Origin of the sequence: Eubacterium sp. AF19-12LB (assembly GCF_003479125.1) — a bacterium.
In the GTDB taxonomy this organism is placed as follows: Bacteria; Bacillota; Clostridia; order Lachnospirales; family Lachnospiraceae; genus Eubacterium_U; species Eubacterium_U album.
Window position 1 is genome coordinate 265,882 of record NZ_QUGP01000004.1, and the last position, 22,592, is coordinate 288,473.

The 22,592-nt window shown below is 32.2% G+C and carries 20 protein-coding genes, 3 pseudogenes and 1 riboswitch; of the genes and pseudogenes, 3 read left to right on the top strand and 20 right to left on the bottom strand.

Annotation, left to right across the window (positions count from 1 at the left end; all coding sequences use genetic code 11):
* Positions 1-96: 96 nt before the first annotated feature.
* From DWX29_RS05895 to DWX29_RS05915, 5 genes are all read right to left on the bottom strand, one after another.
* Positions 97-2,487: an HD domain-containing phosphohydrolase gene (locus DWX29_RS05895; RefSeq protein WP_118565389.1), complete on the bottom strand. Its 2,391-nt coding sequence runs from the start codon at positions 2,485-2,487 to the stop codon at positions 97-99.
* A gap of 18 nt (positions 2,488-2,505) precedes the next feature.
* Complete coding sequence (locus DWX29_RS05900; RefSeq protein WP_117908631.1) at positions 2,506-2,871, bottom strand: hypothetical protein; 366 nt, start codon at positions 2,869-2,871, stop codon at positions 2,506-2,508.
* 16 nt (positions 2,872-2,887) lie between these two features.
* A complete protein-coding gene (locus tag DWX29_RS05905; RefSeq protein WP_118565390.1) occupies positions 2,888-3,517 on the bottom strand; it encodes a hypothetical protein in 630 nt (209 codons plus the stop codon).
* Positions 3,518-3,688: 171 nt separating this feature from the next.
* Positions 3,689-5,377, bottom strand: coding sequence for a hypothetical protein (locus DWX29_RS05910; RefSeq protein ID WP_118565391.1), 1,689 nt, complete (start codon positions 5,375-5,377; stop codon positions 3,689-3,691).
* A 77-nt stretch (positions 5,378-5,454) separates the two neighbouring features.
* Positions 5,455-5,540: riboswitch (cyclic di-GMP riboswitch) on the bottom strand.
* 139 nt (positions 5,541-5,679) lie between these two features.
* The gene (locus DWX29_RS05915; RefSeq protein ID WP_118565392.1) at positions 5,680-7,437 is read right to left on the bottom strand and encodes a 1-deoxy-D-xylulose-5-phosphate synthase; all 1,758 of its coding nucleotides are present in this window, start codon (positions 7,435-7,437) and stop codon (positions 5,680-5,682) included.
* Positions 7,438-7,712: 275 nt separating this feature from the next.
* Here DWX29_RS05915 and DWX29_RS05920 point away from each other — a divergent pair, with 275 nt between their 5' ends.
* A complete protein-coding gene (locus tag DWX29_RS05920) occupies positions 7,713-8,165 on the top strand; it encodes a MerR family transcriptional regulator (protein ID WP_022089665.1) in 453 nt (150 codons plus the stop codon).
* Between the two features lie 114 nt (positions 8,166-8,279).
* On the opposite strand, the gene DWX29_RS05925 is transcribed toward DWX29_RS05920, so the two are convergent.
* The 14 genes and pseudogenes from DWX29_RS05925 to DWX29_RS05985 form a co-directional block, all read right to left on the bottom strand.
* Entirely contained in the window at positions 8,280-8,636 is a 357-nt protein-coding gene (locus DWX29_RS05925; RefSeq protein WP_022089664.1) for a P-II family nitrogen regulator, read from the bottom strand.
* Positions 8,637-8,768: 132 nt separating this feature from the next.
* Entirely contained in the window at positions 8,769-10,010 is a 1,242-nt protein-coding gene (locus tag DWX29_RS05930) for an ammonium transporter (protein WP_118565393.1), read from the bottom strand.
* Between the two features lie 330 nt (positions 10,011-10,340).
* Positions 10,341-11,261, bottom strand: a complete 921-nt coding sequence (gene trxB, locus DWX29_RS05935) for a thioredoxin-disulfide reductase (protein ID WP_118565394.1) — start codon at positions 11,259-11,261, stop codon at positions 10,341-10,343.
* 193 nt (positions 11,262-11,454) lie between these two features.
* Entirely contained in the window at positions 11,455-11,595 is a 141-nt protein-coding gene (locus DWX29_RS12665; RefSeq protein WP_158574510.1) for a hypothetical protein, read from the bottom strand.
* Positions 11,592-11,849: pseudogene (locus DWX29_RS05940) on the bottom strand (hypothetical protein); the annotation flags it as partial. The gene DWX29_RS12665 and the pseudogene DWX29_RS05940, both read right to left, overlap by 4 nt.
* Before the next feature lie 354 nt (positions 11,850-12,203).
* Positions 12,204-13,010, bottom strand: a complete 807-nt coding sequence (gene thiF / locus DWX29_RS05945; protein WP_118565396.1) for a thiazole biosynthesis adenylyltransferase ThiF — start codon at positions 13,008-13,010, stop codon at positions 12,204-12,206.
* Positions 13,010-13,219, bottom strand: coding sequence for a sulfur carrier protein ThiS (gene thiS / locus DWX29_RS05950; protein WP_118565397.1), 210 nt, complete (start codon positions 13,217-13,219; stop codon positions 13,010-13,012). The genes thiF and thiS overlap by 1 nt, the downstream gene beginning before the upstream one ends.
* 24 nt (positions 13,220-13,243) lie before the next feature.
* A pseudogene (locus DWX29_RS12930) lies at positions 13,244-13,339 on the bottom strand (coenzyme F420 hydrogenase); the annotation flags it as partial.
* A 106-nt stretch (positions 13,340-13,445) separates the two neighbouring features.
* Positions 13,446-13,748, bottom strand: coding sequence for a hypothetical protein (locus DWX29_RS05960; RefSeq protein ID WP_118565398.1), 303 nt, complete (start codon positions 13,746-13,748; stop codon positions 13,446-13,448).
* A 16-nt stretch (positions 13,749-13,764) separates the two neighbouring features.
* A pseudogene (locus DWX29_RS05965) lies at positions 13,765-13,887 on the bottom strand (cysteine synthase A); the annotation flags it as partial.
* A 348-nt stretch (positions 13,888-14,235) separates the two neighbouring features.
* Entirely contained in the window at positions 14,236-15,630 is a 1,395-nt protein-coding gene (locus DWX29_RS05970) for a sodium:alanine symporter family protein (RefSeq protein WP_022087951.1), read from the bottom strand.
* A gap of 351 nt (positions 15,631-15,981) precedes the next feature.
* Positions 15,982-17,586 carry a phosphoenolpyruvate carboxykinase (ATP) gene (gene pckA / locus DWX29_RS05975; RefSeq protein ID WP_118565399.1) on the bottom strand — a complete coding sequence of 535 codons (1,605 nt, stop codon included), beginning with the start codon at positions 17,584-17,586 and terminating at the stop codon, positions 15,982-15,984.
* A 282-nt stretch (positions 17,587-17,868) separates the two neighbouring features.
* Positions 17,869-19,149 (bottom strand): chloride channel protein, encoded by a 1,281-nt coding sequence (locus DWX29_RS05980; protein ID WP_118565400.1) that lies wholly within the window; start codon positions 19,147-19,149, stop codon positions 17,869-17,871.
* 308 nt (positions 19,150-19,457) lie between these two features.
* On the bottom strand, positions 19,458-20,273 hold the full coding sequence (locus DWX29_RS05985) for a MerR family transcriptional regulator (RefSeq protein ID WP_022089634.1): 816 nt from the start codon (positions 20,271-20,273) through the stop codon (positions 19,458-19,460).
* 195 nt (positions 20,274-20,468) lie between these two features.
* On the opposite strand from DWX29_RS05985, the gene DWX29_RS05990 reads away from it, so the two are divergent.
* Entirely contained in the window at positions 20,469-21,362 is an 894-nt protein-coding gene (locus tag DWX29_RS05990) for a cation diffusion facilitator family transporter (RefSeq protein ID WP_118565401.1), read from the top strand.
* A 49-nt stretch (positions 21,363-21,411) separates the two neighbouring features.
* Entirely contained in the window at positions 21,412-22,089 is a 678-nt protein-coding gene (locus DWX29_RS05995) for a DNA alkylation repair protein (RefSeq protein WP_118565402.1), read from the top strand.
* Here the strand turns inward: DWX29_RS05995 and DWX29_RS06000 are convergent.
* Positions 22,079-22,543 carry a hypothetical protein gene (locus tag DWX29_RS06000; protein ID WP_118565403.1) on the bottom strand — a complete coding sequence of 155 codons (465 nt, stop codon included), beginning with the start codon at positions 22,541-22,543 and terminating at the stop codon, positions 22,079-22,081. The two genes, DWX29_RS05995 and DWX29_RS06000, sit on opposite strands and share 11 nt — an antisense overlap.
* Positions 22,544-22,592: the final 49 nt, after the last annotated feature.

A 22,592-nucleotide genomic window follows, 5' to 3' on the forward strand; every position in this document is an offset into this window, starting at 1 on the left:
AAAGCTATGTTATCATTATCTTTGGTAATTTAGATTTGCATTATTCCCATATAAATTTTATACGGTTTTCGTATGTTTTTTCATACACTTTAATTGCTATTTATACTTTTCTCTTGCAGTCTTTGATGCCTCAACTGCTTCATCAAATACTTTATCGAATACTTTAACTATTGCCGGGTCAAATTCAATTCCCGATTTTTCTAATATATATTCTCTAACCTTTTGCGGTGGCCATGCTTTTTTATAAGTTCTTTTTTCCATTAACGCATCAAATACATCTGCCACTTTTACAATTCTTGCATACAAATGAATATTTTCGCCTGAAAGCCCTAAATATCCTGTTCCATCATAATTTTCATGATGTTGATATGCTATTACTGCTGCGGCTTCCATAAAGTCACCACTGTTTTTCGACAAAATGTTATATCCATATACAACATGTTTTTTCATTATTTCATACTCTTTATCAGTCAATGGTTTATCTCCATTTAATATATCATTTGGAATTGCTATCTTTCCAATATCGTGAGCGATAGCCGCCATAGAAATAATACGTGTTTCTTCTTCTGACAATCCTAATGCTTTACAAATAACTTTTGTTACTGCACTTACAGAATATAAATGTACTTTATTTTGCTTTCCTCTGAATTCTACCATTTCAGCTAATGATATAATGGCATCTTCCTGTACAGTTTTTATTCTGCTTTTTAAATTGTAATTTGAAAAAGCAATTTCCATTATGTGATGTATCATCATTGCCGTACTTTGGAATGTTTCTGATAATCCATCTTTATAATTTTCTATATGAAAAATAATCTGAACCTGATCAATTCTTACAAATATTAAGTCCATGTATGTCTGTGCAAACTTTACTTTCGATTTTTCTGTTCCATCATACATTGACATTATTTTTTCATAATCGCACCCCTCTATTCCACCCTGATTAAATACTTCTTCAAAAGTTCCATCTTCACGACGGACTGCTGCACAGGAAGGAATAACTATTTTTTCATTTGTTTCATCATCTGTAACAACATTTGATGCTGCTAATTCATTTCTCTTTATCACATCCGTAAAAATCTGACATGTATAGCTTGCAAACTGTTTATCTGTAAGGGCATCAGCAACATCTGATAAAATTGTTGCCATTCTCTGTATACTTACAGCACTTTCAAGTTGTTGATTGGCTCGCTCTTTAATAAGTATTGTATGATTTACTGATTGTTTAAATAAAACAATGTACATTGCTATTTCATATATGGCAATACCTGTTACTACTACAGTTCGGCTTAACCCATTTGAACCTGCAGTAAGTGAAATTAAATTATAGATATTTACTAAAGAAATATAAACAAATGCAATTCCTACCAGACTCATATATGGAGTTTTATTTTCGATTAAATTTGCTACCTCAATTATAAACAGACCTATTAGTACACATATTGCCATCGAAAAAATAACTGCCGCAATAAGGAGTACTGTTCTGTTTTCTATAAGTAAAAGCCCTAAGCTGATTACAAATACTCCTATGATAAATATGTTCTGCCATAGTTTAAATTTATAATTAATGCTACAAAGACTGCATACTAACACAGATGTTGCAAAATATATTGTTAATATCAATTGCAAACTAAAGAACACACTATCAGATATAAGAGTGCCACCTAAACTTAACTGATAGAGCATAAGATATAGTGCTCCCATAAATAATGTCAGACTTAACAGTAAAACTTTTATTATATTTTTATCTTTTATTGAAATGGCAATTGTCATAATTACAAATATAATTGCCAATATTAATATTCCAAATGTGAATGCTATTCCAAGTCCACTTGCATTTGAAAGTAAGCCTGTTCCATTTGCACTTTTTACTAATCTAAATTGAAAACCTATTGGAGAATAAATATAAATTTCCATTGTTCTTGAAACTGCAGAAGATGCTAATTCCACTTTGTTACAACGGTTTCCAACTACATTTTCTTTATCATATCCATTATCATATATTTTCTTTCCATCAATAAGAACTTTAGATGGTGCATAATTTGTATAATAAGTATAATATTCCTGATTGCTCTGTGCAGGTATGTCTACTTTAATGCATACATAATCCTGCCCTTTTCCTATCTTTTGTATTTTATTTTCATCTGTCGCCTGTTTCCATACCGCATCTTCTCTTTTCAAATCATTATCCGATGTACCCCATAGAAACTGAACTTCATTTATTTCATTTGCCATACTAAAGTTAGGATACACTACTTTGCTTACTATTGTATGCATCATTAAAGTTATTAAAAATAACGCTATTGATACTCCTGCAACTGTTATTATCGAATGTATTCTTTTCTCTGACATTTCTTCTGAAAACTGCAAAGAAACAACCCCCTTTTTTTCAGAGGTTGTTTCTCTTTTATTTTCCTGATTCTCTATTTTTAAATCTTCTGACTTATTTTCTTCAACCTGTTCTTTAGACTTCTTAAAAATCTTCATAGAGACGTCCTTTCTGTATTAAAATCCCTGAGTATTTTCTTTTAGTATTTCTCTTAATCCGTTTCTACGTGCCTTTTGTGCTTCGCTATTAGTTTCTATTACCGTAGAATCTATATGTTTTACCGCTTCATGCACAATTTTATCCTCTCCCTGAAGAATATCAAGGATTCCTTTAAGACTTTGCTGTAAAGCCACAATGTCTCGTTCATAAGATTCAATCTTATCCTTTAATTGTTTATTTTCTAACAGTAAATTATCTCTTTCACGCTCTATAACCAATTTTTCTTTAAGGATTTCCTGCATTTCATTTTTTGAAGCATCGCCTTTTATCAGTTTAGATTCTTCTTCAATCTTTTTAATCAATAAATCAATATCTTTATTCATTTTAACTTCTCACTAACTAATGCAAACTTTTTATATAATATAAATCCCCTTCTTTAGCTACATTAATAGTTGCTTCACTCTTAACCTTTGAGCGTACCTCATCTTCATAGTATACCACATTTATTGTAAGATTGTCTCCATTATCAGTTACTGTATAATCATATGTTATCTGCTGCGAATAATTAGGAACCCACATTTCAAATTTCTGTTCCGCCTTATTATAAATGTCGCTTTCTTCCAAATTAAGGCCCTCAACATTAAACTGGCTTTTAAGCACCGCTTCAATATCTTTTTTTGATGCATCTCTATACTCAAGTTCATCACTTGCAGGTACATCTAATAAGCTATTATAGTACAAATGACACAAACCATATTGTGCTAATTTGTTTACGGATACCGTACTTATGTCATCAAATTCATTTATAGCAAATATATATCTTAATTCATAACAGCATTTTATTATTGTTTCTTCCATAAAAGTATTGCTGCTATCATTTGCCTTAGTAGACTCCTCTACCGTAGTTGTAACCTGCACATCTTCAAATTCTTTTTTATCATCTTTATTTATTATCACCAGCACTATTGCCATTGCAATTATGATAACTATTAAAGAAGCTCCTAATATTAATTCTTTCTTTTTTTTCACTTCTATATCCCTTTAACGCCGCAAAAATCAAATTTCTGCGGCGTTATTACTGTATTTTTCACACAAATTAAAAATATAATCATTTTTAATCTGTGGCAATGAATTTATTAACATTTTCATGTAAAATTTCACTATTTATTAACTTGTCTCTATACTTATTGGTACTAATTATTAATATTCCCAATAATAATCCTTATAACAGATTGTTTTATCATCTGCTGTTTCAATAAATACATCAGCACTATCAATCCGGCTATATTCCTTATAAGCATCACATGTAATTGTTGAACCTAATGGAAGGTTAACTGATAAACTTTCTAATGGTGTGTTTACTACACTATTAATTCCTGTCTGTTTATTATAATTACCCTTCTTAAAGTAAAATCTGTATGCCATAAAGCAGTTGTTTGTATCTGTTCTTAATACTTTATCACCTTTCGCAATTGTAAATGTACGGCTTGCTGCATCATAAGTGTTCTTCTTTGCTGTAGAGCTAACAACTGCTGTATACACAACTGTTCCTGCAATACCATTTCCATTGTCATCATATGTATCATTGTCCCAATTATTTGAACACATCTGGAATTTAATTTCTTTATCAAGTTCAATTTTGAAACTGCTCTTGTTATTTAATACAGTTCCATCCTGTAATCTGATTGACATTTTTAAAGGTACAATTACAGATACTTCTACTGATTCTTTATCTGAATCATCATCCTTATTATCATTTCCTGAATCAGGCTTCGTTGTTTCTGAAGGTTTTGTTGTTTCTGAAGGTTTTGTTGTTTCTGAAGGTTTTGTTGTTTCTTCCGGTTTAGTCACTTCTTCTTTTTTAGTTGTTTCTTCTTTTCCGTCTTCTGTCTTTCCATTTTCTGTATCAAGATTTCCTACTACTTTTTCAACCTCTGAAGGTAATCCATTAGTAGCTTTATATGAAACAACTGCTCCACCTGAAATCTCTAATGTATCTGTTATTAACTGTCCGTAAATCTTTGTACTTCCTGTTAATACTGTTTTTGAATCAGGTGCATAAACCTTACCTGTTATAGAACTATCACCACTAAATTCAAGATTTCCACTTGTATATACATTTCCTGCAAATATTCCATTTACCTGTGTATACTTTGTAGCATTCATTGCAATTGTGTTGGCATTTACTTCTTTAAAATTATTGTATCCTGCATTTTTTCCTGTAAATACAACTGTAAGCTTGCTACTGTCTCCACCTGCATTAAATGAACCCGGATTTCCACCTGATAATTCATCTACATATAAAACTACGTATCCGTCACCGCTTACTTTAACTTCACCACCAACGTTTAAATGTTTAACTCTGACAACTGTTGTCTGATTTTTATCTGCATGAATTTCAAATGTCTGTCCATTGTAAAATGATACAGTATCTAAATATGCATTATCAGTTAAATCAAATCTGTTTGTCTGCCATCCAATGTAAACACTCTGTGTACCATCTTTGTATTCTGAAGTAGTTTTTTTAAAATATTCTGAATTCTCATCAGGATAATTATTTGTATTGAATAATCCTGAATATAATTCCTTGTCCATTTCACTAACTTCAATTGGAATATATCCCTGTGCGGGTTCATCTACTTTAACCTCCGGTGATACATGTGCAGTTCCTGTAACATGCTTTGTTGCACTGTTTGAATACTTTAAAGTACCATTGTTAATTACAATATCTCCAATTATCTGTCCGCTTCCTGAAAAAGTTGCTCCGTTTTTTGCAAGTACCCCATATTCATTTGTGTTTTCCTTTGCCAAAACCCCTATTGGCATTGCCACATTAAATACCATCGTCATGACTGTAGCCATAGCTACCATTTTCTTTACTCTTTTCATTGCATCCTCCTTCCAATTTTATCGCAGCCTTTTATACACGTATTTACGTATAAAAAAAACTGCAACTCCTTAAAAAGAATTGCAGCCAGACGACCATTGCAAATGTTGCTTTAGGCTCATAGCTTTGTGCCCTATTTTTTCAAATAGTTTACCCTCATAATTTGTAATATATGTTTTTATTTTATAAATTTTTATTTTATATGTCAACCCAAATAAAACTCTTTTTTACATTTTCAAGCCGTAAAATAGGATTTTTTTCTAAGCTGATTTATAAAAATATTTTTATTTTTCCGGCATTTATTTTATTTCATTAACGCCATCACATCTTCAACAATCTGTTCTTTTATTAAATGATTTTCTTTAATGACTTCATTTGCATCATATCTGTCTAAGAATTCTTTTTTCAATCCAAAATTTATTACTTTCATATCTGTTGGTCCATAGAATCTTGAAATTTTTTCACCGAATCCTCCGTCTAAAATTCCATCCTCTATTGTGATTACAACATCATGCTCTTTCTTTAACTCTTCAAGTAATTCACTATCGATTCCTGTTATATAATATGGATTAATTAAAGTTGCCTGCGTATCTAATTTATCAGATAAATCATCTACAACTTCTTTTCCTAACTGATAGAATGTTCCTAAAGCAATAACTGCAACCTTGCTTCCTTTTTCAGTTACTTCATATTTATTTAATTTAGAGAAATCTTTTGTTACTTCTTTACCGTCAGATATCATTTCTCCACCCGGCAATCTTATTGCTACAGGATGTTCATTCTGCTCTATACTCCAATCAAGCATTGCAATATATTCTTCTTTTGTCGTAGGTGCCATGTAAACAAGGTTAGGAATATTTGCCATCATTGGAATATCATATAATCCTAAATGTGTTACGTCATTCATTCCAAATACACTTCCCCAGAATGTAACTATTGTTGCAGGTGCATTATTAATACACAAATCCTGTGATAACTGGTCATATGTTCTTTGTACAAATGTGCTATATACACCATATACCGGCTTTCCACCATTTGATGCAATTCCTGCTGCCATTGCAACTGCTGTCTCCTCTGCAATTCCTACATCAACAAATTGTTTTCCTGCTTCTTTTCTCTTATCTTCTGTAAATCCCATAACAGTTGGTGTTGCAGAAGTAATTGCGACTACTGATTTGTCTTCTTTCATTTTCTTTAACAAATAATCACAAGTTACACTTGAATAATCTTCACCAAATTCACCATACAATGGCTTTCCTGTCTTTATGTCAAACGGTCCACTGTAATGCCACTGTTCTTTATGCTGTTCAGCAGGTGCATAGCCTTTTCCTTTTAATGTATTAATATGAACAACTACCGGCTTACTACTATCTTTTACTTTATTAAATGCATCGATAAGACTTGCTACATCATTTCCTTCATTTACATATATATAATCAAGTCCCATTGCCTTAAATAAATTGCATTCTGCCTGTCCATTTGTTTCACGAAGAAGTTTTAAATTGCCATACAGTCCACCATGATTTTCTGCAATTGACATATCATTGTCATTTACAACAATTATAAGATTTCCTTCTAATTCTACAGCATAATCAAATCCTTCTAATGCTTCACCACCACTTAATGAACCATCTCCTATTACAGCAATAACATTTCCTTTTTCACCATTTAAATCTCTTGCTTTTGCCAAACCACAGGCAAGACTCACTGATGTTGATGTATGTCCTATAATAAAATGATCATGCTCACTTTCATGAGGATTGCTGTATCCTGAAACATCATCATAATGTTCTTCATAAAGATATGCATCCTTTCTTCCTGTAAGCATTTTATGTGGGTATGTCTGATGTGAAACATCATAAACTATTTTATCTTTTGGTGAGTCAAATACATAATGAAGCGCAATTGTTGCTTCTACCATTCCAAAATTAGGTCCAAAATGACCACCATGAATGCTGGCTCTTTTTAATAATGCAGCTCTCATTTCCTCTGCTAATGAGGTCATCTCCTTAACTGTTAACTTCTTAACATCTTCCGGTCCGTTAATCTTTTCTAAATACATTTCAAAGTCCTCCATTAATCATTTTTTCAAATACGTAATTAATAAAATTATAACTGTATATTGTGTATTCTAAACCATAAACCTAACTTTAGGTCAATATTTATTTTTTCATAAACTTATATGAACCAATTTACGAAAAATATAATATAATGAAGTCAGATTAATGATTTTATTGTATTACAACTTAAATATATAAATTTATAATACGAAGAAAGGAAAATGAAATGTTCTCCTTCAATTGAATTTAACAGGAAATCATTTTATGGTGGTTAATTATGGATACAAATTATTATAATATTGGTGAAGTTTCTAAAATGTTTAATCTTCCTATTTCTACATTACATTATTATGACAGAGAAGGATTATTTCCAAACCTTAACCGTTCAGAATCCGGTGCAAGAAGATTTGATGATGGCACAGTTGAGACATTACGTCTTATTGAGTGTTTGAAAAAAACGGGAATGGAAATTAAAGATATAAAAGAATTTATGATGTGGTGTCAGCAGGGACCTGCCACCTATGGAAAGCGTAAGGAAATGTTTGCAAAACAGAAGGAGACTGTTGAAGCTGAAATTGAGCATTTAAAGAAGGTTCTTGATATGATTAATTTTAAATGCTGGTATTACGATACAGCTATAGCCGACGGAAATGAAGACAGACTTAAGAATCTTTCTCCTGATGATATGCCACCTGAAATAAAAGCTGCGTGGATTAACGCTCATACATAAATACATAAAAGCCACAATTATGATATTTTATTTGTCTTCGATACAATTTTTCATAATTGTGGCTTTATATTTAATCTAAACCTTTAGTCTTTTATTTCTTACAATCCTGTTTCTTTATTCCTGACACTGTACCGCATCATATCCTGTTTCGCCTGTTCTGATTTTTGTTGCACTTGCTACAGGATAACTGAAAATTTTCCCATCACCAAATTCTCCTGTATAAGCGGCTTTTTTAATTGCTTCTATTGTTTTTTCGGCCCATTCTTCTGAAGAAACAACTATTTCAAATTTAATCTTTGGCTGCATCTGAGGTTCTACTTCCATACCTCTGACTATTTCCTTATATCCTCTTTGTAATCCGCAGCCCATAACCTGCGACACTGTAAGTCCGTTAACTTCTATTTCCATTAATGCATTTTTTACATCTTCAAATTTTTCTTCTCTTACAATTGCATCTATTTTCATTATCATAGAATTTTCATCTCCTAATCTCATCTAAAAATTTTTAATTAACAAATATTAAATTTGATACTATTTACTTTATAATCTTTATCCTCTTTATATCATTTTACTTTGACAAATAAGTTAATTATTCAAGGCTTTTTACTGATCCATACCATTAAAGCTTGGATATGCACTTTCTCCGTGCTGTGATATATCAAGTCCTATTTTCTCTTCTCTGTCAGTTACTCTTAATGGCGTAAATATTCTAACTATGGCTACACAGATTAATGTTCCTACAACTGCTATTGCTATTGTAATAAGTATTCCTTCTATCTGGGCTGCAAATAATCTCCATTCGCCATAAATTAAGCCATCCCATTTTGCTACCGGATTGATTGAGCTTTTTCCAAATATTCCTGTTGCAATGCCACCCCATATACCACCGATTCCATGGCATCCAAATGCATCTAAAGCATCATCTATCTTCAATTTTTTCTTAATGAGAATAACTCCATAATAACATATCGGACTTACGAGTGCACCTATTATAAATGATGACCAGATTGGAACAAATCCTGCTCCCGGTGTAATTGCAACCAAGCCGATAACTAAACCTGTTGACGCACCTACCAATGTTGTTTTTTTGTCATTTACCACATCTAAAAACATCCATGATAACAGTGCTGACGCTGAAGCAATTGCTGAAGTCATAAATGCATGTGCAGCAAGTCCGTCAGCTTTTAATGCACTTCCTGCATTGAATCCAAACCAGCCAAACCAAAGTATTGTAGCTCCTAATACAACAAATGGAATATTATGGATTCTGTATGTTGCTCTTTCATAACCTTTTCTTTTGCCAAGAATAATAGAGAGTACCAAAGCTGTTATTCCTGAACTTATATGTACAACGTCGCCTCCTGCGAAGTCGACAGAACCTAACTCTGCTAAAAGTCCTCCCTGACCCCATACCATATGTGCTAATGGATAATATACAATTACTGACCAAATGGCTACAAATATAAAGAGTGCCTTAAACTTCATTCTTCCTACAACTGATCCTGTAATTAGTGCCGGTGTTATAATTGCAAACATCATCTGAAATGCACAAAATACTAAATTAGGAATTGAATCTGAATAAGGTCCAATATCCCAGCCTACTCCTTCTAAACCAAACCATCTGAAATCTCCTATTATTCCACTATGGTTTCCACCAAATGCCAATGAGTACCCCAATAATGCCCACATAACAACTGACAATCCCATTATCATGACTATTGCCATCATAGTGTTAACTACATTTTTTCGTCTTACAAGACCTCCATAAAAAAATGCTAACCCCGGTGTCATAAAAAATACCAAAGCAGCACAAATCAGCATAAAACCTGTGTCTCCTGAGTTCATACAATAATACCTCCTGCTCTTTTAACATATTTTTCTCAATCTCTTTAGTGTATATGTTATAAATATGGCTTCTACACGTATATCTCTTTGAATTTACTTCTTAGGGATTATACATTTGCCAAATTTTCTACATTTGGCTTTGCCATATATAACGCAAAAAGGACGTGTGGCAAATAAATGCCAAACGTCCTTGTTTGATGAAGCGAAGTCTATCATTTATTAATCATAAACGCAAGTATATAATTAGTTTTTTTAATTATATTATGGATTTACTTTATTTCTTAAAGACTTGCTTTAACTTATTTTGTTTTTGCATAAAATAAGTAAGTTCTACTTTGTGTCCTGCTCTATTGATGTAATTGCAACTGCTCCATCTGCAACAGCAGTTACCACCTGTCTAAGACTTTTTGTTCTTATATCACCAACTGCATAAACTTTGTCCATACTTGTTCGGCAGTCTTCAGTAGCAATTATATAACCTGTCTTATCAGTATCGACAAGTCCTTTTATAAATTCACTTTGTGGTTCCATACCAACTGCAATGAATACAGCTGAAAGAGAAAGTTCCTCTTCTTCTCCTGTCTTCTTATTAAGTAACTTTGCTCCTGTTACAATATCTTCTCCGTAGATTTCACTTACTTCATAACTAGGTTTAAATTCTATATTTTTTGTTTCAAATATTCTGCTCTGAAGTATTTTTGCACCTCGAAGTTCATCTCTTCTATGAACTAAATATACTTTTTCACAAATATTAGAAAGATATAATGCATCTTCCAAAGCTACATCTCCACCACCTACAACTGCAACCGTCTTATTTTTAAAGAATGCTCCATCACATGTAGCACAATATGACACACCTGCACCCGTAAATTCTTTTTCACCCTTTACATTCAGTAATCTGTGTTTAGCTCCTGTAGCTATAATTACAGCCTTAGCATCAACTGTCGCTCCATCTTCTAAATGAATTTCTTTATATTCACACTTATCTTCAATGGATTCAACTTTTCCTTCTACAAATGGAACTTCTAAAGCATCTGCATGTTCTCTAAATTTTACTGCAAGGTCATAGCCGTTTTCGCCATACAATCCTAAATAATTATCAATTCTGTCAGTGTTTATTATCTGTCCGCCACTAAACATTTCTTTCTCTATAACAATCTGGTCTAGCATAGCTCTTTGAGCATATATTGCTGCTGAAAGTCCAGCCGGACCGCTTCCTATTATTACTAAATCCTTTAAATTTTTATTCATATCTATCTCCCTTTCTTTTATATAAAATTTTCTATTACTTTTGCTGTTGCCTCTAAATCTTTCTTAGTATGAGCTGCTGATACAAACATTGCTTCAAATTGAGACGGTGCAAGGTTAATTCCTGACTCTAACATATATCTAAAGTATTCGGCATATTTTTCTGTATCAGAAGAAAGTGCTGTATCATAATCTACTACTTTTTTATCTGTGAACCCATTCCCTTTTTAACAAAAATCGGATTTCTTCCTACTGATTTATAAGCTCGTACCGGTGAATTTACTCCTCCCGGAATTCTTTTCTTTGATTTTTCAAATAAAATATCTGACTGTGTCATCTTATTATTTCGGCTTCACCTAAAACTGCAGAGTCAAGACCGCATATCACTTTATACAGATGTTTAATGGCTGCTTTATTTTCATATCGCATTGAGTGTTGTCTTAAATTATTTATATCTATATTTTTTATCTCTTTATAAATATTTTCAATTTCACTAACTGCGGCTTTATTTCCTTCAAAATATATTTCATTTCTATTGCATATCATCAGACATATACATCCACTTATATTTTTGTTTTTTCTTACTTTATCATAAAATTCTTTCTTTTCCTAATTCATTTAAAGCTTATTTTTCTCTTATAAATGCGTCTGAATTTTTATGGTTAACACTAATGCAGTACATTTCATTCTCCAATTCTTATCTTAATGTTAAGTATGATTAAATAATGTCTGATATTTATAAATCATCTGTTGACCTTAACCAATTTTATCTTATTTGATAATTTTCCTTTTCAAGATAACTCAATATGCAAAAAATGTCTATCGTAAGCCTGTCTAAATATTTAAAAGAAGGTAGCAATTAATACGACTTAAACTATCAAACCACAGGTTTTAACAATTTAAGATTTTTTCATAATCTTCTTTTGTCATGTATAACATATTTTCCTACTTTCCGTCACATTCAAACTGTTCGTAATCAATAAGTTCTGTAATTGTCGGATGATCTCCACATACTGCACAGCTTCCGTCTGCTTTTGGAAGTTTTATTGTATGGAATTCCATTTTTAATGCATCATAAGTTAACAATTTTCCTGTAAGCAAATCGCCTACTCCTATAAGGTACTTAATTGCTTCCATTGCCTGCAAACTTCCGATTACACCACCCATTGCTCCAATAACACCTGCCTGCTTGCATGTTGGAACTGCATCCTTTGGAGGTGGATTTTTAAATACACAACGGTAACATGGTCCTTCTCCAGGAACATAAGTCATAAGCTGACCTTTAAATCTTATAATTCCTGCATGTGAAAATGGTTTCTTAGCCATTACACAGGCATCGTTTATTAAAAACTTTGCCGGGAAGTTGTCTGTTCCATCAATTATAAAATCGTAATCTTTAATTAAATCCATTATGTTTTCAGATGTAACAAATTCACGATATGTATTAACTGTTACATCAGGATTCATTGCATTCATGGTTTCTTTTGCTGATTTAACTTTTGCCTTGCCAACATCAGCTGTTCCATGAATAATCTGTCTTTGAAGGTTTGACAAATCTACTTCATCAGCATCAACTATTCCAATTGTTCCTACTCCGGCTGCTGCCAAATACATTGCTGCAGGGGATCCAAGTCCACCTGTTCCTATAATAAGCACTTTTCCATTTAACAGTTTTTTCTGTCCCTTGACACCTACTTCCTGCAAAATAATGTGTCTGGAATAGCGCTCCATCTGTTCATTCGTAAATGCCATTAAAACGCTCCTCCTCCCATGAAATATAATAATTCGATTGTATCATTTTCTTTAACCTGGGTTGTTTCAAAATCAACTCTGTTTAAGAACTCATCATTAACTGTTACAGTTACATATTCAGGATTTTCAACTTTTTCAATTTCAATTAACTTTGCAATTGTTGTTCCCTGTTCAATTTCTTTCTTTTCACCTGCTACTGTTACTAACATTTTCACATTCTCCTTACTCTAAAATAATTTTTCAATAACTTCTTCTATATTTTCAAGTTTTATAAATGGGATTTCCACACTTTGTCTTGATGTCAAATGTACGTGTCCATCTCCATATTCAGACTGTTTACGGATAAATCCTGCAACCTGTTCTACTTCTGTGCCTTCCTTATCCCAGTCAGTAATATAATTTACATCTGTAGTTTTTATGTTATTTTTCTGATTTTCATCCAGCAATAACAATACAACAATACCCGCTCTGTGTAAATGTTTTACTACTGTGTAAATGTTTTACTACTGTAGAAACATCTTCATTTGCCTGTGGAGCATACAGATAAGTATGTCTTCCATATAAATTAAGGGCTTTTTCTATGTCTTCCACAAATGCTCTGTTTGCACCATTTACAAATTCTACTGTTATGGCAGTCTGTCCTTTAATTGCTGCTCTAACTTTTCTGTCTACTCTTCCTTCATATAATGCACTTTCGTCTGTGTTCACTTCTTCAACAACACCGCATGCTGAAGTCATATTTGTCACTCTGTCGATTAAAATATTCAAGTTTTCCTATAATCTTGCTTTGTAATTCATTTTCTTTCTCGTAATTGGTAATTTCCAATAATGGCGTATTACCTATCAATTCTGTTAATTGCTTTACTATATTTCCCATAATCGCACCGCCTTTTCCTAGTTCGCGAATAGGATTAATATATATTTATTGTCGATACTATCATTTATTTTCTACTAAATCAATAAGATTATAGGTGTTTTCAAAAAATTTTATTGATATTATAAAGAATTTAACCTTCTTTTGTTTTCAATTTTACAAAATATAACCGTATAACTTTTTACGTATTACTTTAAATCTACCTATGATAAAATATTTTCGCATAAAAAAAAGGTTCTAAACTTTACTTTGGGGTAAGGTTTAGAACCTTTTTATTTTTATGAAAATGAAGAAACACTTTACATGTCTCTTCATCTTCTTATCTATCTATTACCAGATATTATAACTATCTTATTCTTTTCCTTCATCTGCAAAATATTCTTTTACAAGTTTAACTACAACTCCTGACAACAGGAATACTGCTATAAGGTTTGGAATTGCCATTAATCCATTAAATGTTTCAGCAATGCTCCACATAAGTCCTAAATCCATTGTCGCTCCAACTATTGCAACCAATGAATAGACAAGCATAAATGGCTTGTTTACCTTTGGTCCCAACAAAAATTCTATACATCTTGAACCATATAGTCCCCATCCGATAATAGTTGAAAATGCAAAACAGCACATTGCAACAGCCGTAAATATAGAAATCCAAGTTCCATATGTCGATGTAAATCCTAAGATTGTAAGCTCTGCTCCTGCGGCACTTCCATAATTTACCGGAATTTCACTACATAAAATGACAAGTGCTGTAAGTGTACATATTACAATTGTATCAACAAATACTTCAAATATTCCAAACAATCCCTGCTTAACAGGTTTTCTTGTATCTGCACATGCATGTGCTATTGAACCTGTACCAAGTCCTGCTTCATTTGAAAAAATTCCTCTCGATACACCTTTTTTCATGCTCATAAAGAAACTTCCTACAGCACCACCTGTAACTGATGCCGGTGAAAATGCCCCTTTAAAAATAGAAGCAAACACATGTGGTATATTCTGAAAATTAAGAGCAACAACTCCTAATGCAAATACAATATAAATTACCGCCATAAATGGAACCAGTTTTTCTGTAACCTGTCCAATTCTCTTTATTCCACCTAATAAAATTAACGATAATAATACTGCAAGTATTATTCCTATAATTAGATTTACTGTATATGCACTATCTTTTGAAATAATTCCATAATTAAATAATGCTGAATCTATGGCAGTTGTAATTGTATTAACCTGAGTTGCATTTCCTGTTCCAAATACAGTTAAAACACCAAATATAGAGAACAAGTACGCAAGCCAATGCCAATGTTTTTTTAAACCATTCTTTATATAATACATTGGTCCGCCAACAAGCTCGCCTTTCTCATTCTTTTCTCTAAAATGAACTGCTAATGTTACTTCAGAAAATTTTGTGCACATTCCTAAGATTGCTGAAATCCACATCCAAAAAACTGCACCTGGTCCACCTATTGCAATCGCTCCGGCAACGCCTGCTATATTTCCTGTTCCCACTGTTGCAGCCAGTGCTGTACAAACTGCCTGAAACGGTGTCATTGCTCCGTCTGCCGCTTCTTTCTTTTTAAACATACGGCCAATCGTAACTTTCATTGCATATGGAAACTTCCTTATTTGCAGAAATCCCGTTCTAATACTTAATACAAGACCTACGCCTATAATGCAAGTCATTGCAGGAACACCCCATATAAAGTTATTAACTGCGCTGTTAATTTCTTTAATTAGTGCTAGCATTTACTTAATCCTCTTTCCTTAGTATCAAAGAATTTTATATGTAATTGTTCTTTAAGTATATTTTTTAATTTCACTTGTTATTTTCTATAGATATAATCAATTTATTTATAAACCATAAAAATCACTTTAATCAATTACATTATTAAATTCAATCTTTTATATAATACCATATTAAAGGATTATGGTCAAAAAATTAAAGCCTCGTTTTTTCTTCAAAAAAAACTCGCCTTTGTAAACATGGTCTTGCCCTATACAATAAAAACCAGGTGCAATAAGCACCTGGCTTTCTTTGAATATAAAACATTCTTATATTAATTTATGCTTTCGCATTACATTCTAATAAATTAAATATTAAATCTGTGGTCCTGCTGAAACTAAAGCCTTACCAGCTTCATTTCCTTCATACTTAGCAAAGTTCTTGATGAATCTTTCTGCTAAGTCCTTAGCCTTAACTTCCCATTCTGAAGCATCAGCGTAAGTATCTCTAGGATCAAGGATTGCTGTATCAACACCTGTAAGTTCTGTTGGAACTTCAAAGTTGAAGAATGGAATCTTCTTTGTTGGTGCATTTAAGATGTCACCATTTAAGATAGCATCGATGATACCACGTGTATCCTTAATTGAGATACGCTTTCCTGTACCATTCCATCCTGTGTTAACTAAGTAAGCCTTAGCTCCATTCTTTTCCATCTTCTTAACTAATTCTTCAGCGTATTTTGTTGGATGAAGCTCTAAGAAAGCCTGTCCGAAACATGCTGAGAATGTTGGTGTAGGTTCTGTAATTCCACGTTCTGTACCAGCAAGTTTTGCTGTAAATCCTGATAAGAAGTAGTACTGTGTCTGAGCTTCTGTAAGGATTGATACTGGTGGTAATACTCCAAATGCATCTGCTGATAAGAAGATAACGTTCTTAGCTGCTGGTGCAGATGAAATAGGTCTTACAATGTTTTTGATATGATTGATTGGGTAAGATACACGAGTATTTTCTGTTACACTCTTATCTGCAAAATCAATCTTTCCTTCAGCATCAAGTGTTACGTTCTCAAGAAGAGCGTCACGTCTGATTGCATTGTAGATATCTGGTTCTGATTCTTTATCTAAGTTGATAACCTTAGCGTAGCATCCACCTTCAAAGTTGAATACGCCGTTGTCATCCCAACCATGTTCATCATCACCGATAAGTAAACGCTTAGGATCTGTTGAAAGTGTTGTCTTACCTGTTCCTGAAAGACCGAAGAAGATTGCTGTGTTTTCACCGTTTAAATCAGTATTAGCTGAGCAGTGCATTGATGCAATTCCCTTAAGTGGAAGGAAGTAGTTCATCATTGAGAACATACCCTTCTTCATTTCTCCGCCGTACCATGTATTAACGATAACCTGTTCACGGCTTGTGATGTTGAACACAACTGCTGTTTCTGAGTTAAGTCCTAATTCTTTATAATTTTCAACTTTAGCCTTTGAAGCATTGTAAACAACGAAATCAGGTTCGAAGTTTTCAAGTTCTTCAGCTGTTGGTTTAATAAACATATTTGTTACGAAATGAGCCTGCCAAGCAACTTCAACGATGAAACGGATTGCCATACGTGTGTCTTTGTTTGCTCCACAGAAAGCATCTACTACATAAAGCTTCTTGTTTGAAAGTTCTTTAATAGCAATATCCTTTACAGCAGCCCAAGCTTCCTTGCTTGCTTTGTGGTTATCATTCTTGTATTCATCTGTTGTCCACCATACTGTATCTTTTGAATTTTCATCTTCAACGATAAATTTATCTTTTGGTGAACGTCCTGTATAAATACCAGTCATAACGTTAACAGCACCAAGTTCGCTTTCCTGTCCTTTTTCATAACCTTCAAGTTCTGGTTTTGTTTCTTCTTCAAATAATAATTCATATGAAGGATTGTACACGATTTCTGTTGTACCTGTGATACCATACTTGCTTAAATTGATTTCTGCCATCTTAATTTAAACCTCTTTTCTTTCATAATAGTATATAAAGAAACTCTGCTTTATACAGATTCTTATATCATCATCACAGAAAACCCGTCTGTAATTGCCTTATATAAAAGCTTTTACTAACTTATAAAACAATAAATATTTCATTTACTATAAATAAACCAGGTTCCCTAATGTAATATTATACATATTTTCTTTCCAAATTCAACTGAAATCGCCTTGTTTTTCCTTTGTTAACAATATAAAGTCCTCAGTTAATTATTGAAAGTATATGCATTTGTTAATTTATCTTGTCCTTTTGTTAATATATTTTGCCTTATATTTGGAATATACAATTGTCTGATCTTTGTATAAACTATAATAACCTGACAACGAATAACTTATTGAAATGGCAATCAGGTAATATGCCACACCTGAAAATCCAAACAGTTCAAAGGATATAAGCATAGATGTAATAGGACAATTGGTAACTCCACAAAATAAAGCAACCATGCCTGCTGCTGCTGCAAGTTCAGGCTGAAATCCTAAAAGCTGTCCTGCCACACATCCAAATGTTGCACCCACACTAAATGCCGGAACAATTTCACCACCTCGATAGCCTGCTCTCATTGTTACTGCCGTCAAAATCATTTTCCATAAAAAGTCTAATGGTCTTGCCTGTCCTGTTTCTATTGCTCTTGCTATCAACTCATTACCTGCTCCCATGTAGTCTTTTGTATTTAAAATCATTGTTATCGCAATAACTACACAGCCTGCCACAAAAACTCTTGCATATAAATTTTTAAGGTATTTCCCATAAATTTTAGCTACAAATTTAAGTGCAATACAAAACATTATACTGACCATTGCACATCCTACCGATATAATTGCCATTTTAAAGCCAGTTTCAACAGTTAAAGCCGGTATTCTTGTAACACTAAAGGTTTCCGGACTTATTCCCATACCCGTAGCAAACTCTGCCGCAATAATTGATGCAACTACACATGGAAGCATCGCTGCATAATACATAACTCCAACGCTTACAACTTCCATCGCAAATACTGCCGCAGCCATCGGTGTTCCAAATACTGCTGCGAATGCGGCACTCATACCACACATAATCATTACATGATGATCAAATTCATCAAGTTTTACTAATTTGCCAAGCCAGTTTCCGATACTTCCACCAAATTGAATAGATGCCCCTTCTCTTCCGGCAGAACCACCTGTAAGATGAGTTAACAATGTTGATACAAATATAAGTGGTGCAGCCTTTAGTGGGACATCTCCCCTTGACCTTATAGTAGATAAAACCTGATTTGTCCCACCATCATGAGGATCGATTATCTGATACATAAATACTATTGCCACACCAACAATTGGTAAAAGCATAAATACCCAAATATTATTATTTCTATACTCAGTAACCCATTTTATACATCCTGCAAATATACTACTAGCGCCACCAACAACAAGCCCTGTCAATACGGCAAGTGTAATCCACTTAAGAAAGTTTCCTACATCTCTGGATACCCTGTCATAATAATATCTTATAATAACTTTTGATTTGTTTCTTTTAGAATCCATGCTTTCCCTTTGCATTATTTTCAAACCTTTCATATGTAAATTATTTAAACTTCACTGTGTATTCATCTAAATCATAATTTTTTCAAAAAAAGCTTTTACAATTTTTTGTGCATTTTTAGTTGCCTTATCTAAAATGTCTTTGTTCCGATTGCAACTCCACTTATAACAATCGCTATAATCACAATTATTGCCACAATCTTTACACATTTAGCACCCAAATATGTTTTTGCAAGTCCCGCTTTTTTTTGTACTTTTTTCTTCTTCGTGTTTATTTTTTCTTTTCATTTTTCTTTCCTCGTATTTTAAAACTATTTAACCGGAATTTGAATTTCTGTTAAACATTCTTCATCTACCGACGTTTCATAATCATCAATATGGCAAAATTCTATCGGGTCACCTGTAATTTTCAAATGATGCTCATTTGCGTAAGCTATCAATCTGTCTACCGCCACTTTCGTTCTAGTAGATGGCCCTTTATAAAATATCGATAAATATTTTCCTGCCGGTAAAGAATAATTACTATTATATAATAATGTATCTGAATAGAAAAATACACCTTTTGTTACAAATGAATTTCCATCTTCACTTATTTTTGATATATCCAACACATAACAGTCGCATGCTCCTATTGTATCAACTTTATTTTTATGGGACTGCATATATTTTACAAGATAATAATCTACGTCATCATCATCAAGATTCGACTCACTTATCATTACACACTGTCTTTCATCAAACTCTTTTATCCTTATGTTTCCCAAATCCGTATGATTAATGTTTTCTTCTAATGATTTTATTCTTGCTTCTATACTTACCTTCTTTTCAAATAATTCTACTATATTTTTATTTACTATATTAAGTTCTTCTGAAAGAAGCATTTTTGTAGTTTCCACATTTTGGTTTCGGTCAAATTCCTTAATTCTTTCAGTCGAGAAATTAAGTCCTAACAATTCTCTTATCATTGTAAGTTGTCTGATATCCGATAAAGTATATACTCTGTAATTATTTCCCTCATTGCGTGTCGGCTCTAATATTCCTATTTTCTCATAATAACGAATTGAATCTACACTAATATTAAAAAGCCTTGACACTTCTCCTATATTAAATGTTTTTTTACGTTTCATCTTTTCCTCTTCTTTACTCTTGTACTATACTAATGTTTTGTTCTATTTATTTTGAAATGTAGTTTATTTTACCGTATTTTTTTTATTATTTATACTATTGACACTAGTATTATACCAGACTTTATCATAATTATGAACTTTTTAATAAGAATTGGGCACAATTCATATCACTAGAAAGGATTTTTTCAATTTATCATGGACGATAAAAAATATAAAACGGAAAACAAAATTTTACTATTATCACTTACCGGAACAATTATTTTTACAGTAGTCGAAGTAATTGCAGCATTTTTCCTTGGTTCAAAAACAGTAATTGCCGATGGAATATTTGACTTATTCGATTTGTTACTCTTACTTCCAATGTTTATACTTGTTCCATTTTTGTATAAACCGGTATCTGAAAAGAAACCTTATGGTTTTTCTCAAATTGAATCTTTACTTGTTCTTATAAAATATTTAATTTTATTAGCAGTAGTTATTAATATGATTACATCAAATGTAAAAGTTTTACTTAATGGTGGTCATACTGTAAATGCTATCAGCGTTTTAGCATACGAATCTTCACTTTGTTTTTTCTGTATGCTTACTTTTTTGGTATTAAAGCACTTAAGCAGAAGTTATTCTTCTATGATGATTCAGTCTGAATTATATTTATGGAAAGTAGATATTGTAAGCACTCTTGGAATTTCCGTTGCATTTTTGTTACAGATTTTCCTTACTAACACAACTTTGAAATTTATTATTCCTTACATCGATTCTACTGTAGCTATCTTAGTTTCTTTATTCCTTGTAAAAGAACCCGTAGTTCAAATTATAAAGACATTAAAGGAACTTGTATTATTTTCCCCTGATAAGGAAGTCATGGATGAAATAAGAGATGTTGTTAAAGAAGATATTCAAAATTATGATTATAGTTTAGATTTTCTTGATGTAACACAAACCGGAAGAAAAACATGGATTGAAGTATATGTTAAAAGCAAATCTGATACTTTAAAAATTAAAGAATTTAAAACAATACAGGAACATATTACTAAAGATTTGGAAAACAAATTCGACCAGATATCCGTAGAAATAGTTCCTGCAATATAGATAGCAATATTTAAATAAAACTTTTTTATATTTTCAAGTGGAGATTTATATGAATACACTACAAAAACAATTATTTGAATTACAGGATTTAAAATATAGAGATTTTCATAGCAAGCTTATACCAGGCTATAATAAAGAAAATATTATTGGCATTCGTACTCCTATATTAAGAAAATTTGCTAAAGAATATGCAAAAACTGAAGATTCAAAATCTTTTATTAAAGATTTGCCACATACATATTACGAGGAAAATAATCTTCATATGATGATAATTTCCGGAATAAAAGATTATGACGAATGCATAAAACAGGTAAAGTTATTTATTCCTTATATCAATAATTGGGCTACATGTGATTTACCTTTACCAAAATGTTTTTCAAAACATAAAGATGAATTACTTGTGGAAATAAAAAAATGGATTAATTCTTCAGATACCTATACTATCCGTTATGGAATCGGTGCTTTAATGAGTCTTTATTTAGATGATGATTTTAAACCGGAATATGTAGAACTTGTTTCAAATGTAAAATCTGAAGAATATTATGTAAATATGATGATTGCATGGTATATGGCAACCGCTCTTGCTAAACAGTGGAACGCAGTTATCCCTTATATTGAGCAACGCAAACTTTCACCATGGGTTCATCGAAAAACTATTCAAAAAGCTGTTGAAAGTTATCGGATTACTGATGAGCAGAAAATTTACCTAAAAAGTTTTAGAAAATAATATTTTCATAGAAATCAGTTAATTTGTACCAACTGTTTTTTGTCTTTTTAGGCATATTACTCTCAGTAAATGTATCATTATAAAATAAAAAGTTTATACTTAACTTTCTCTGCGTAAGCATTTTTTCATATTTACTAAATTTATCATAATTAATATCTTCATTAGATGATAATTCTGAACTTACTTTTGCTGTTGATGTATATACTCCCTTAGAATATTTATCTTTTGAATTTACTAAATCTAATGAGAAATTCAATCTTCTATTAGATGTTCTAAGTTTCATCTTTTGGGGTGATAATTCCGTATAATCATATATTGAGAGGAATCTAACTTCTCCATACACATAATATGCTATCTTTATCACGCCCTTTTTTCTTGTTAATTCTATGTAATTCTTATAAAATGTGGCACTTCCCCATCCGGCACTTTCAATTTTCTTTTTATTGTATCTCATTATTCAGTTTTTTCTATACTCTAAAAATCTCCGGCACAAATATGCCGGA